The sequence below is a fragment of the Streptomyces sp. NPDC059582 genome, assembly GCF_042735715.1.
Taxonomy (GTDB): domain Bacteria; phylum Actinomycetota; class Actinomycetes; order Streptomycetales; family Streptomycetaceae; genus Streptomyces.
In genome coordinates, this window is record NZ_JBHWCC010000052.1 from 1 (window position 1) to 12,885 (window position 12,885).

Sequence of the window (12,885 nt, forward strand, 5' to 3'; positions counted from 1 at the left end):
CCCTCTCGGGCTTTCCTCCGGGCGCTTCCCTTCGGTCTTGCGTTTCCGACTCTATCAGATCTTTCCGACCCGATTTCCTCGGTGCTTTCCAGGTTTCCGCTTCCGCGTTTCCCTTTCCGGCGATTCCGACTCTATCAGTGTTTTTCCGTCTCTCTGACCACCGTCCTGCAGGCATGCAGAAGATGACCCCGAGATAGGATCTGACAAGTTGGGTTCCGCTGAGCAAGGGCACCAAGTGGCGCCGCTCGTTCTCAAGCAGGGGTACGACTGTACACGGGGCCGCGGAGCGGGTGCAAATCGATTCGGGATGTGGTCTAGACCATGATTCGGGAGCTCTCGTGCGGAACCGGCACTTCATATGACATACCCTGCTGCCCAGTGCGCCGTTCGATACCAGCAGTGACGGCCCCTATGCAGCTCCATCTCCGGGAGGCTTCCCATGACCACCGTGACGTCCCCTATCGCAGGACGCGCCATCGGACTGGCAGCTGTGCCGGATCCCGTCTTCTCCGGGGCCATGGTCGGTCCGGGGACCGCCATCGACCCCGCGCGTGAGCCTTCGGAGGCGGTCGCTCCGGTGGACGGAGTCATCGTTTCCCTTCACCCGCACGCGTTCGTCGTCGTCGACGAGAGCGGTCACGGGGTCCTCACCCACCTCGGGATCGACACCGTGCAGCTCAACGGCGAGGGATTCGAACTCCTCGTCAACAAGGGAGACACCGTGACGCGCGGCCAGGCCGTGATCCGCTGGAACCCGGGCGCCGTCGAGGCCGCCGGCAAGTCCCCGATCTGCCCGATCGTGGCCCTGGAGGCCACAGCCGAGGCGCTCTCCGAGCTCCGTGACGACGGCGACGTCAAGGCCGGCGACAGCCTCTTCCTCTGGAGCTGACGTCAGTGCCGTCTTATGACGGCGCGCAGGACAACCACCGCGGCGGCGGGACCCGCCGCACTATCGGAGACGGGTGAGATGGAGACAACGCTGCGAGGCGTCGGCGTGAGCCACGGTGTGGCGATCGGCGAGGTTCGGCACATGGGAACGGCGGTGCTCGAACCGCCGGCCAAGCAGATCCGGGCGGAAGAGGCGGAGCGCGAGCAGGGACGGGCCCGACAGGCCGTCGAGGCGGTGGCCGCCGACCTGATGGCGCGCGGCAATCTGGCGGGCGGCGAAGCCCAGGCGGTGCTCGAGGCGCAGGCCCTGATGGCCCAGGACCCCGAGCTGATGGCGGATGTGGACCGGCGGGTAGCCGTCGGCAGCACCGCCGAGCGGGCGGTGTACGACGCCTTCGCTTCCTACCGCGAGCTGCTCGCGAACGCCGGGGAGTACCTGGCCGGTCGAGTGGCCGACCTCGACGACGTGCGGAATCGTATCGTCGCCCGGCTTCTTGGGGTGCCCATGCCGGGTGTCCCGGACAGCGACGAGCCGTACGTCCTGGTCGCGCGTGACCTCGCCCCGGCCGACACGGCACTGCTGGACCCGACGCTGGTGCTCGGCTTCGTCACGGAGGAGGGCGGGCCGACCAGCCACAGCGCGATCCTCGCGCGAGCGTTGGGTGTTCCGGCCGTGGTGGCGCTGCCCGGTGCCGGGGAGCTGGCCGAGGGAACGCTGATCGCCGTCGACGGCAGCACCGGCGAGATCTTCGTGAATCCGAGCGATGAGAAGAAGGCGCAGTTGCGCGCGGCGGCCGCCGAGCGCAAGGCCGCACTGGCGGCCTCGAGCGGGCCCGGTGCCACCGCCGACGGTCACAAGGTGCCGCTGCTGGCGAATGTCGGAGGCCCGTCCGACGTGCCGGCCGCTGTCGCGGCCGGTGCCGAGGGTGTCGGCCTGTTCCGGACCGAGTTCCTCTTCCTGGACGACAGCAAGAACGCTCCCTCCGAGGAGAAGCAGATCGAGGCCTATCGGCAGGTCCTCGAGGCGTTTCCCGAGGGACGGGTCGTCGTCCGTGTGCTGGACGCGGGTGCGGACAAGCCGCTGGACTTCCTGACCCCGGCCGACGAACCGAACCCGGCGCTCGGCGTGCGCGGTCTTCGGACCCTGCTGGACCATCCCGATGTGCTGCGCACCCAGCTCACCGCGCTGGCGAAGGCGGCCGAGGGCTTGCCCGTCTACCTCGAGGTGATGGCCCCGATGGTGGCGGACCGTGCCGACGCCAAGGCGTTCGCCGACGCCTGTCGCGAGGCCGGACTGCGGGCGAAGTTCGGTGCGATGGTGGAGATTCCCTCGGCCGCGCTGCGGGCGCGTTCGATTCTTCAGGAGGTCGAGTTCCTGTCGCTGGGGACGAACGATCTCGCGCAGTACACGTTCGCCGCCGACCGTCAGGTGGGCGCGGTGTCCCGGCTCCAGGACCCGTGGCAGCCCGCGCTGCTCGACCTGGTCGCGTTGTCCGCGGAGTCGGCGACGGCCGAGGGCAAGAGCTGTGGTGTCTGCGGTGAGGCGGCGTCCGACCCGCTGCTCGCCTGTGTGCTGACCGGTCTGGGTGTCACCTCCCTTTCCATGGGTGCGGCGTCGATTCCCTACGTCCGCGCGGCTCTGGCGAAGTACACGCTGGCCCAGTGCGAGCGGGCCGCCGCGGCGGCGCGGGCCGCGGACAGCGCCGAGGAGGCGCGCGAGGCGGCTCGGGCGGTGCTGTCCGGCGAGTAGCCGGACCGCACCGTCCGCCGGCTCTTGTCGAGGGGCGCTCCACCCGTGGGTGGGGCGCCCCCGCTGTGTTCAGTGGTGGTGGCCCGGCTTCGGCTCCTCGTCTCCGAGGTCGGGTGGTTCGCAGTAGTCGACGCCGGACTCCGGGGAGATGATGTCGCCGTTCTCGACGTCCGTGCAGTAGGCGTCGAACACCTCGCCCGCGGTGAGGGGTGCGAGACCGTCGCCACGCAGTCGCCAGCCGTAGATCCGGTCGGGGCTGCCGGGTGCGCTGGTCCTCATGACGAGTCCGCCGGGGCTGTGGGTGGCGATTCCGAGGGCCAGGACCGTCGTGAATTCGAGTGCTTCCGCCTCGTCGAGACTTGTGGTGCCGTCGATGTCGTCGTCGGCGTGGAGTACGGCGGCGAGTGGTTCCGGTGTGCCCGAGACGCTGCACACGAGGTGTCGGTCGCCGGGTGGGGCGGTGTCGAGGATGCGGGCCAGGAGGTTCGAGGCGTTGGTGAAGGCGGCGCGGCCGATGTCCTCGCCGCAGGACGCGCAGGCGCCGAGGCGGGCGAGGAGTGTCGTCGCGTACTCCCAGGTGGCCTGCCGGACGGCTTCGTCGACGAGGTCCGGCACAAGGTCGCTGAGGGGCTGGCCCTCGTAGGCCACGGTGGGGCCTGTGGCCGCGAGTTCGGCGGTGAAGCGTGTGCGGCTCGACGGGGTGTCGGGGTCGAGGCCGCCGGCCGTGCAGTACTCGGCGTACTCCTGTGGGTCGAAGAGGGCGATCGTGGTGTGGTTGCCCTCGGCCGCGCGGGTCTTGAGGAGTGTCTCGACCTGTTCGAGGTAGGTCGTGTGGTCGTCGAAGGTGAAGCTGCGGTAGTGCCGCATGGCGTGGAAGTCGTGTTCGTCGGTCAACAGGCCGATGGTGCCCGCGATTTCGCGGCGCAGGACGCGTCGCATGGTCCGGTGGTCGGTGTGCGCCATGTTTCCCCCTGTGCACGGTCGATCAATGCTCACTCACAGTAACCGGCGGCACTGACAGCGGGAGTCCGGCGAGGGGATCCAGGACTACCTGGCGTCTGATCATGCAGGTCAGAGCGCCGATGCGTGGCGGCCTGCGCCGGACTTCGCCGTGACGCTCGGCGCAGTCCGGCGCGGCTACGGAAGGTGACCGGCCGTCCGAAGGCCGGTCAGGCGCGTTTGCGGGCCAGGTCCTCGTAGAAGTGCAGCAGGTCCAGGTTGTCGATGGAACCGGGGTTGACCGCCTTCTCCAGCGGAGTGCCCTGGAGCAGGCGCTTGACCGGGACCTCGATGCGCTTTCCGGTCAGAGTGTGGGGGATTCCCGGGACCTCGACGACCTCGTCGGGGACGTGGCGTGGTGAGAGCTGTTCCCTGATGGTCTGCTTGATGCGCTCCAGGAGGGCGTCGTCGAGCGCCGCGCCGGGGGCGAGGTGTACGAAGAGGGGCATCCAGTAGCCGCCGTCGGGCTGTTCGACGCCGATGACGAGGGATTCCTTGATCTCGGGGAGTCGTTCGACGGCTTCGTAGATGTCGGCCGAGCCCATCCGGACACCTTGGCGGTTGAGGGTGGAGTCGGAGCGGCCGTGGATCACGACGGAGCCGCGGGAGGTGACCGTGATCCAGTCGCCGTGGCGCCACACGCCGGGATAGGTGTCGAAGTAGCTGTCGTGGTAGCGACTGCCGTCGGGGTCGTTCCAGAAGCGGATCGGCATCGACGGCATGGGGTTGGTGACGACGAGCTCGCCGACCTCGTCGACGACGGGCCGGCCGTTCGGGTCCCAGGACTGCAGGTCGGTGCCGAGGCCGGGTGCCTGGAGTTCCCCGACGTACACGGGGAGGGTGGGTACGGCTCCCGCGAAGCAGGAGCAGACGTCCGTGCCTCCGCTGACCGAGGCGATCCAGAGGTCGTCGCGCACCTCGTCGTGCAGCCACCGGAACCCGTCGGGCGGCAGGGGCGAGCCGGTCGTGGCGACGCACCGCACGCGGGAGAGGTCGAAGTCCCGCGCCGGATGGACGCCCGCCTTGCGGCACGCCATGACGTACGCGGCCGAGGTTCCGTAGAGGGTGGCTCCGGTGCGTTCGGCCACCCGCCACTGGGCACCGGTGTCCGGGTAACCGGGGCTGCCGTCGTAGAGGACGATCGTCGTGCCGGTCAGCAGGCCGGAGACGAGGAAGTTCCACATCATCCAACCGGTCGAGGTGTACCAGAAGAAGCGGTCCTCGGGGCCCAGGTCGCAGTGCAGGCCGAGCTGTTTGAGGTGCTCGACCAGGATGCCGCCCTGGGACTGGACGATGGCTTTGGGCAGGCCTGTCGTACCGGAGGAGTACAGCACCCAGAGGGGGTGGTCGAAGGGGACCTGCTCGAAGACGGGGTCCACGTCCGCGGCGGTCAGAGCCGACCACTCCAGCGCCCCTTCGGGGGCCTCGGTGCCGAGGAGGGGGATGTGGACGACGGCACGCAGGGTCGGCAGCTCGCCTCGCAGTTCGGCGACGGTCTCGCGGCGGTCGTGCTGCTTGCCTCCGTAGCGGTAGCCGTCGACGGTGAACAGGACCACGGGTTCGACCTGCTGGAAGCGGTCCAGGACGCTGCGGGCGCCGAAGTCGGGGGCACAGGACGTCCAGACGCCGCCCACGGCGGCCGTCGCCAGAAGCGCGACGACGGCCTCCGGGATGTTGGGGAGGTATCCGCTGACGCGGTCTCCCGGGCGTACGCCCAGCGCGCGCAGCTCGGCGGCCAGGGAACCGACCTGGCGGCGCAGTTCGGTCCAGCTCACCGGGCGCGGCTCGTGGGTCTCGTCGACGTACAGGAGCGCCGGTTCGTCCGAGCGGGTGGCGCTCGCGCGCAGAGCGTGCTCGGCGTAGTTCAGCGTCGCCCCGGGGAACCACTGCGCGCCGGGCATCGACCGATCGCCCAGCACGCGCGCGTAGGGCGTCGAAAACCGTACGTCGAACCACTCCGTGAGGGCCTGCCAGAACGTCTCCAGCTCGTCGACGGACCAGCGGTGCAGCGCCGGGTAACCGCCCTCGGCCGGGCCTGCGTATCGTTCCGCCGCCCAGGTCTGGAACCTTGTGACCTGGGCCTTGGCCATATGATCCGGATCGGGCTGCCAGAGAGGCTGGGGGTTCACGGTCGACATGGGGCGGCTCCCGGACTGTGCGCGTCGTGTGCGTCGGTCGCGCACGGGCTGGGGGTGTGCGCGTGACGCGGCTGACACGGACGATGCCATGTGATCGACTTCTGCACCAGGGTGCGCCGCACATAGTCCGTGCCATGAAGGTGTGGTCCCGTCACGGGTGAACGGAAGTTGAACGGCACGCATGCGTGGGGCAGTCAATGGCAGGGTGAGCAGCATGGACGGTCGTGACCTGGTGCGTTCGGTGAAAGCGGTCGGCTCCGCGGGGGCGACCCAGAGGTTGCGCACGGTCCGGGCCGCGTGGCGCAGGAGGCGTGCCGACGCCGCCGCGCTGCCGTCGCGGGGCGCCGAGCGTGCCCGGGTGCCCGGTGCCGTCCAGGGCGCGGAGCCGGGGCCTGGGGGTGGCACGGTCCGGTTCAGCCGTTCCGAGCTGCGGATTCTCGTCGCCGTCAACGGTGCGGTCTTCTGGGGGTGGGACGGGGCGGGTCCCGAGCCGTCGTACGCGCTGGCTGGGCGTTGTCCGGATCCCGATCCGCGGGCGGTGCTGGAGCCGGACAAGGACGGCGGCTGGCGGGTCGTGGCCGAGCGGGTGACGGTCGCCGTCTCGCGGCACGGCGCGGTCGAGGTGCGCACGCCGGGAGGCGTGACCCTGCGCCGCGACCTGCCGCCCCGCTGGTGGGAGCCCGTCGGCGGCGGCCCGGCGCGCTGGATGCAACGGTCCGAGGTGTCCGCCGACGCGCGGTTCTTCGGGCTCGGGGGGCGGTCGTCGGGTCCCCGCCTGGGGGACGGAACGTACCGTCTGTGGAACACCGATCCCGGTCGTCCCTTCACGCCCGGCGACGATCCCCTGCACCTGACCATGCCGGTGCAGCTCGTGGTGGCCGACGCGGCCACACATCTGGTGTTCCACGACACGTCGTGGGACGGCACGGTGGCCCTGCGGGAGGGCGAGGAGGGCGCCGGTTCCGGACACGACCGGGCCGGCCGGTGCGAACTGCGCGTGGACGGCGGTCCGCTGCGCTGCTGGGTGATGGTGGGCACCCCCGCGCGCGTGCTGCTCGCCTGGGCCTCGCTCACCGGTGCGCCCGCGCTGCCGCCGGCGTGGGCTCTCGGTCACCAGCACGTCCGCCGGGGTTTCGGCGACGAGCAGGAGCTGAGACGGGCCGTCGCCGGATACCGGGAGCACGGTCTGCCGCTCGACGCCGTCCACCTCGACGGCGCCCACTTCGACGGACACCAGGGGTTCACCGTCGACCCCGGCCGCTTTCCCAAGCTGCCGGCGTTCGCCAAGGAACTGCGCCGGGAGGGAATCCGTCTGGTGTCGGTCGTCGATCCCGCGGTCAATGTCGCGCCTGGGAACGCCGTCTACGACAGCGGGGAAGCCCTGGGTGCCTTCGTCCGGGACGCCTGCGGGGAACTCGTCCACGGGGTGGCACGGCCAGGGGAGGCGGTGTACCCGGACTTCACCCACGCGCGCGTGCGCAAGTGGTGGGGCGGTCTGTACGCGGAGCGGCTGGCGGAGGGCTTCGCGGGGTTCTGGCACGACATGAACGAGCCGACCTCGTTCACGGCCTTCGGGGAGTCGACGCTGCCGCGGTCGGCCCGGCACTCGCTCGACGAGCGGGGCGGTGACCACCGCGAGGCGCACAACGTCTACGCGCTGTGCATGGCCAGGGCCGCGTACGAGGGGTTGCGCGAACTGGCTCCCCAGGAGCGCCCGTTCGTCGTCTCCCGCTCGGGATGGGCCGGCATGCAGCGGTTCGGGGGCGCGTGGTCGGGCGGGGTGGCCACGGGCTGGGCCGGGCTGCGGACCTCGCTGTCGCTGGTCATGGGGCTGGGGCTGTGCGGAGTGCCGTACTCGGGGCCGGACGTGGGCGGCCGCGACGGGACCGGTTCGCCCGAGCTGTATCTGCGCTGGTTCCAGCTGGGCTCGTATCTGCCGTTGTTCCGCACGCAGGCGGGCCCGCGCGCGGGACGCCGGGAGCCGTGGGAGTTCGGCGCCGACACGTTGGAGCACGCGCGCGTGGCGCTCGCGGAGCGCCGGCGGCTGCTGCCGTACTTCATGACGCTGGCACATCTGGCCCGGCGTACCGGAGCGCCGTATGTGCGGCCGCTGTGGTGGAGCGCCCCCGAGGACCGCGTACTGCGTGACTGCGGCGACGCGTTCCTTCTGGGTGACTGCCTCCTGGTGGCGCCGGTGCTCGATCCGGGCGCGGACCGGCGTGCGGTGCAACTGCCGCGGGGGCTCTGGTACGACACGGCGACGGAGCAGGCCTACGAAGGGCCCGGCCAGGTGCTCGTCGACGCCCCCGTGGCACGTATACCGGTGCTCGCGCGCGCTGGTGCCGTCATCCCCGTGCGCGGCGAGGACGGCTGCCTCGAACTGGAGGTGTGGGCACCGGCCCTGGGACGCACGGGAGGCGGCCTGGTGGTCCAGGACGGGGGCGACGGCTGGGACGAGCCGGAGATCGAGCGCTACACGGCCCGCTGGGAGGGCCGCCGCGTGGTGGTCGAGCGGGAGGGTGAGGACGGCGTGCGCGAGCCGTCCCACCCGGTGCGCGTGCGAGGGCTCGCCGGGCGCGGGGCTCAGACGTAACGGCCCTCGAAGAACGCGCGCACGGCCAGCGTGTGCAGGGGGAAGGCGAGCTCCTCCGGCCTGCGCAGGAGATGCCAGCCCTCCGTCTCGTCCGTGGCGGCGGACTCCGGAAGGCGGTCGGCCGGATATTCCGGGAGGAGGCCGAACAGCAGCAGGTGGCCGTCGGGAGAGCTCATCGCGTCGGCGAGCCGCACCTCGCGGCTCACGGCGTCGATGCCGGTCTCCTCCTTGAGTTCGCGGACGACGGCGTGGCGCCAGTCCTCACGGTCGTCCAGGTAGCCGCCCGGCAACGCGATACCCCCACGCGCGGGAGCGATGGTGCGGGTGATGACGACCAGCGCGGTGCCTTTCGTGTCGTACACGGGCTGGAGCGCGACCGCCACGGGAAGCGGATTACGGTAGGCCACGGTGCCGCAGACCTGGCAAGTGCGGGGCCAGCCGGAGATGCCCTCTCCGAAGGGCGATCCGCAGCTCGAACAGTGTGAGCCGGGCGCGGAGTTGGGAGCGGAGTGTTGGGTTTCGGACACGCGGCGGACTGTATCCGATCACGTAGTTGACGTCTTCCCCGGGCTCCTCGGTGGTGCCCGGCGAGCGACTTGGCGGGCACCGGGAAGCCGAATCGGGCGGCAGGAGCCGAGTGCGTGAGGGAAGCCGTCGTATGCGGTCCTGCCCAATTCCGTTGTCCCGTGGCACACTCCTGACGTGCCGTCAGTTTCGTTGCAGGGGAGGCATCGTGGAGCGTGCACGGACACCCGTGGTTCCGGGGTGGTTCACGGGCGGCGCGCAGGACTTCAGGCTTCTCGGCACCCGCTGCGCGGCCTGCGCCTGTGTCTTCTTCCCCCGCGAGGACACCCACTGCCGCAACCCCGGGTGTCCCGGCGGCGAGCTCGCGGAGGTGCCGCTGTCGCGGCGCGGGCGCGTCTGGTCGTACACGGACAGCAGATACCGGCCACCGTCACCGTATGTGACCGACCCGGAACTTCCTTGGGAGCCGTACGCGTTGATCGCTGTGGAGCTGGAGTCCGAGCGGATCGTGGTGCTGGGACAGGCGGCTCCCGGGGTCACCGTCGCCGATCTGACGGTGGGCATGGAGGTGGAGGTCGTCCCCGGAGTGCTGCACGAGGACACGGAGACGACCTGGACGACCTGGCAGTGGCGGCCGACGGGGGTGTGACGGCATGGCGGACGACGTGGCGGTGCTCGGCGCGGGGATGCACCCGTGGGGCAAGTGGGGACGCGGCTTCGTGGAGTACGGCATGGTGGCGGCTCGCGCGGCCCTCGCCGACGCCGGTCTGGAGTGGCGGGACATAGGCTCGATCGTGGGCGCGAACACGGTCCGCGGCGGCTATCCGGGATATGTGGCGGGGGCGACGTTCGCGAAGGCGCTGGGCTGGCAGGGTGCCCAGGTCACCAGTGTGTACGCGGCCTGCGCGTCCGGGGCGCAGGCCGTGAACACCGCGCGGGCGCAGATCCTCGCGGGCCTGGCGGACGTCGTGCTCGTGGTGGGGGCGGACGCCGCGCCGAAGGGGTTCTTCCGGCCGGCGGGCGGAGACCGGCCCGACGATCCCGACTGGCTGCGCTTCCGGGTGCTCGGGGCGACGAATCCGGTGTACTTCGGGCTGTACGCGCGCAGGCGCATGGCCGTGCACGGGGACACACCCGAGGACTTCGCCCAGGTGAAGGTGAAGAACGCGGCGATGGGATCGCTGAATCCGTACGCGCGCTACCGCGCGCGGGTCACCGCCGAGGAGGTCGCCGCCTCCGCCGTGGTGGCCGATCCGCTACGGCTGCTCGACATCTGCGCGACCTCGGACGGCGGGGCGGCTCTGGTGCTGTCCAGCATGGACTTCGCGCGTCGGAACGGGTCGAGAGAACCGGTGCGGATCCGGGCGGTGTCGACGCTGACGCCCCGGTACCCCAGCGCGGTACTCGACCTTCCGGACATCGCCACGGACTCGGCCGCGGCGGTGGAACCGGCCGTCGAGTCGTTCCGTGCGTCGATCGGCCTGGCCGCCTACGAGGAGGCCGGCCTCGGACCCGAGGACCTGTCCCTGGCCGAGGTCTACGACCTGTCCACCGCTCTGGAGTTGCAGTGGTACGAGGATCTGGGGCTGTGCGGCGAGGGCGAAGCCGTGAAGTTGCTGCGCGAGGGCGCGACGGGACCGGGCGGGCGCATACCCGTGAACGCGAGCGGGGGGCTGGCCTCCTTCGGGGAGGCGGTTCCCGCCCAGGCGATCGCCCAGGTGTGCGAGCTGACCTGGCAGTTGAGGGGGGCCGCGGGCGAGCGCCAGGTCGTGGGGGCGCGCGTGGGGATCAGCGCCAACCAAGGACTGTTCGGGCACGGGTCGGCGGTGATCGCCGTACGCTGAGCGAAGGAGGCCCGGGAGGCGGCTGCCGCCGGGGGCGGTGGTCACGGTCGCGCGGACCGGCTTCCGCACGCTGTGTGATCACCTCGGAATCCTGCGTGAACGTCTTATGAACTGGGCCTGAGCGCTCTCCGGTAGGGCCATCATGCTTCCCGTGCCCTCCTGGACGGATACTCTCCGTTTCGCTTTCCAACCGGTGATCAACCTCTCGACCGGCGGGGTCGCGGGGCTGGAGATCCTTGCCCGACCGGAGACCGGCGACATCCTGGCCGAGGCCCGTCGTGACCCCGAACTCGACGGCAGGCTGGCGGTGTTGGCGGTCCGTGCGGCGACGCGCAAGGAGACGCTGCTGCCGCTGCACGTGAACGTGTTCGCCGGCACCCTGGCCGACCTCGGCGGGCTCACCCCGCTGCACGAAGCGGTGCGCCAGGCGGGCCGACTGCCCTGGGAGGTGACCGTCGACGTCGGACCGCCGTTCACGCATGTGCCGCAGCGCGCGCTCCTGGAGGCGGTGAACACCCTGCGGGCGCAGGGTTTCCGGATCAGTGCGGACGGTGTGGGCGACGGGGACGTACCCCTGCGGCTGCTCGCGGACATGGCACCCGACCTGGTGAAACTCGACGCGTCGCTGCTGGCGCGGCCGTCGGCGGTACGAGCGATGCGGACGCTGTGCGACGGGCTGGGCGCGCTGCTGTGCGTCGAGGCCGTGGAGACCGAGGTGCAGTACGGCACGGCGCTCTCGGCGGGCGCGCAACTGGCGCAGGGCGCGCTGTTCGCGCCGCCGTCCCGGCTGCCCGCGGTGGACGTATACGTTCCGCCGCGTTCCCCCGACGCCCTGCCCGACCCGCGGTCGGGCCCGTCGATCCGGGAGTTCGTGCGACCGGCCGCACTGCTGCCCGTGACCGCGTCCGCGATCCAGGTACGCACGCTGCTGACCGGATCTCCGGAGGTGTCCGGGGTGCTGCTCGTGGACCGCGCCGGGGTCCCGGTCCGGTCCGTGCACCGGTCCAGGTTCCTGCTGTCGATGTCGGGACGGTACGGACATGCCCTGTACGCCGATCGACCGGCCGCGAAGCTGGGGGACCCGCCGCGCACGGTCGGCATCGACGCCACGGCGTGGGAGGTGCTCGACGTGGTGGCGGTCGGCGGTCAGGGCCGTACCTCGGACGATGTGGCCGTGGTCGACCACCACGGGCGATGCGTGGGCGTCGTACGGTTCGCGGACCTGGTCCGGGCGCTGGCCGAGTCCCGGGTCGAGGAGGCGGCCGGGCTCAATCCGCTGACGCGACTGCCCGGCTCCGACGCGATCACCTGGGAGGTCGACCGGCGGATCGCGGACGGGCGGACGTTCGCGCTCAGTTGGCTGGACGTGGACCACTTCAAGCAGGTCAACGACGGGGCCGGGTTCGCGGCGGGTGACGAATTGATCCGCTCGGTGGGACGGGCGTTGCAGGGGGCAGCGTCCGGGAGCACGCAGGTGGGGCACATCGGCGGGGACGACTTCCTGGTGCTCGCGGACCCGGAAGGGCTGGATCCGCTGGCCGCCTCCTTGCTGGACGCGCCCTGGTCCGCGGGCGGGCGTCTCGTCACGCTGTCCCTTGCCACGGTCATGTGCACTGCGGGCAGCGTGGCGGACCATCGGCAGGCGGCCGCCTGGCTGGCGCCGCTGAAGAAGACCGCGAAGGCGTTGCACGGTGCGAGTTGGGTTCTGGGGCGTGCGGGGCTGCCGGGGCACGAGGTCCTGCGGGGTGAGGGTGCGACGCCGGCCGGAACGCAGTGGGCGGCGGCCGAACCGGGGACCGGCTGACCGGCTGACCGGCTGACCGGCTGACCGGCGGTGCAACGCCGGGGCTCGGACCGCGACCCGGGCCGGCCGCTCAAGGCTGAGTGGGGTGGGCGCACCCCCCGTCGCCGCAGGCCACGCGCGTGTCCACGGCAGGATGCGCCTGACGGGCCCCCACGCCCGGGGCGCGGTAGCCTGACTCTGAAGGTCGCTGCGCCACAGCGAGCTCACCGGGCGACGACGGGTTGAGGCGGCACGCTCCGCCGGGTCGGGCTCAACCGTTGCTGTCGGTGCGCTTGACGCTCCTTGGGTGCCGGTGAACACTTCCCGGTGTCAGTCGACATCGCCGTACATTCTCGGCGTATTCC

Annotated in this window: 9 protein-coding genes; 6 read left to right on the top strand and 3 right to left on the bottom strand. The window is 71.3% G+C overall.

Annotation, left to right across the window (positions count from 1 at the left end):
* Positions 1-439 precede the first annotated feature (439 nt).
* Positions 440-889 (top strand): PTS glucose transporter subunit IIA, encoded by a 450-nt coding sequence (locus tag ACFV0T_RS33120; RefSeq protein WP_385787410.1) that lies wholly within the window; start codon positions 440-442, stop codon positions 887-889.
* A gap of 78 nt (positions 890-967) precedes the next feature.
* Positions 968-2,638, top strand: coding sequence for a phosphoenolpyruvate--protein phosphotransferase (ptsP, locus tag ACFV0T_RS33125; protein WP_385787413.1), 1,671 nt, complete (start codon positions 968-970; stop codon positions 2,636-2,638).
* A 69-nt stretch (positions 2,639-2,707) separates the two neighbouring features.
* Here the strand turns inward: ptsP and ACFV0T_RS33130 are convergent, their stop codons facing one another.
* Together ACFV0T_RS33130 and ACFV0T_RS33135 are read right to left on the bottom strand one after the other, a co-directional pair.
* Entirely contained in the window at positions 2,708-3,601 is an 894-nt protein-coding gene (locus ACFV0T_RS33130) for a hypothetical protein (RefSeq protein WP_385787416.1), read from the bottom strand.
* 206 nt (positions 3,602-3,807) lie between these two features.
* Entirely contained in the window at positions 3,808-5,775 is a 1,968-nt protein-coding gene (locus ACFV0T_RS33135; RefSeq protein ID WP_385787419.1) for an acetoacetate--CoA ligase, read from the bottom strand.
* 214 nt (positions 5,776-5,989) lie between these two features.
* Here ACFV0T_RS33135 and ACFV0T_RS33140 point away from each other — a divergent pair, with 214 nt between their 5' ends.
* A complete protein-coding gene (locus ACFV0T_RS33140) occupies positions 5,990-8,368 on the top strand; it encodes a glycoside hydrolase family 31 protein (protein ID WP_385787422.1) in 2,379 nt (792 codons plus the stop codon).
* Here the strand turns inward: ACFV0T_RS33140 and ACFV0T_RS33145 are convergent.
* Positions 8,359-8,895, bottom strand: a complete 537-nt coding sequence (locus ACFV0T_RS33145) for an NUDIX domain-containing protein (RefSeq protein ID WP_385787425.1) — start codon at positions 8,893-8,895, stop codon at positions 8,359-8,361. The two genes, ACFV0T_RS33140 and ACFV0T_RS33145, sit on opposite strands and share 10 nt — an antisense overlap.
* Positions 8,896-9,122: 227 nt before the next feature.
* Here ACFV0T_RS33145 and ACFV0T_RS33150 point away from each other — a divergent pair, with 227 nt between their 5' ends.
* From ACFV0T_RS33150 to ACFV0T_RS33160, 3 genes are all read left to right on the top strand, one after another.
* Positions 9,123-9,542, top strand: coding sequence for a Zn-ribbon domain-containing OB-fold protein (locus tag ACFV0T_RS33150; protein WP_385787533.1), 420 nt, complete (start codon positions 9,123-9,125; stop codon positions 9,540-9,542).
* A gap of 4 nt (positions 9,543-9,546) precedes the next feature.
* Positions 9,547-10,737, top strand: coding sequence for a lipid-transfer protein (locus tag ACFV0T_RS33155; protein WP_385787428.1), 1,191 nt, complete (start codon positions 9,547-9,549; stop codon positions 10,735-10,737).
* A gap of 151 nt (positions 10,738-10,888) precedes the next feature.
* On the top strand, positions 10,889-12,541 hold the full coding sequence (locus tag ACFV0T_RS33160; protein WP_385787431.1) for an EAL domain-containing protein: 1,653 nt from the start codon (positions 10,889-10,891) through the stop codon (positions 12,539-12,541).
* Positions 12,542-12,885 lie beyond the last annotated feature (344 nt).

Bases quoted from the DNA above. Each gene is read 5' to 3' on its own strand.
- ACFV0T_RS33140 (WP_385787422.1), top strand. From the start codon at position 5,990: ATGGACGGTCGTGACCTGGTGCGTTCGGTGAAAGCGGTCGGCTCCGCG.
- ACFV0T_RS33155 (WP_385787428.1), top strand. From the start codon at position 9,547: ATGGCGGACGACGTGGCGGTGCTCGGCGCGGGGATGCACCCGTGGGGC.
- ACFV0T_RS33120 (WP_385787410.1), top strand. From the start codon at position 440: ATGACCACCGTGACGTCCCCTATCGCAGGACGCGCCATCGGACTGGCA.
- ptsP (WP_385787413.1), top strand. From the start codon at position 968: ATGGAGACAACGCTGCGAGGCGTCGGCGTGAGCCACGGTGTGGCGATC.
- ACFV0T_RS33130 (WP_385787416.1), bottom strand. From the start codon at position 3,601: ATGGCGCACACCGACCACCGGACCATGCGACGCGTCCTGCGCCGCGAA.
- ACFV0T_RS33135 (WP_385787419.1), bottom strand. From the start codon at position 5,775: ATGTCGACCGTGAACCCCCAGCCTCTCTGGCAGCCCGATCCGGATCAT.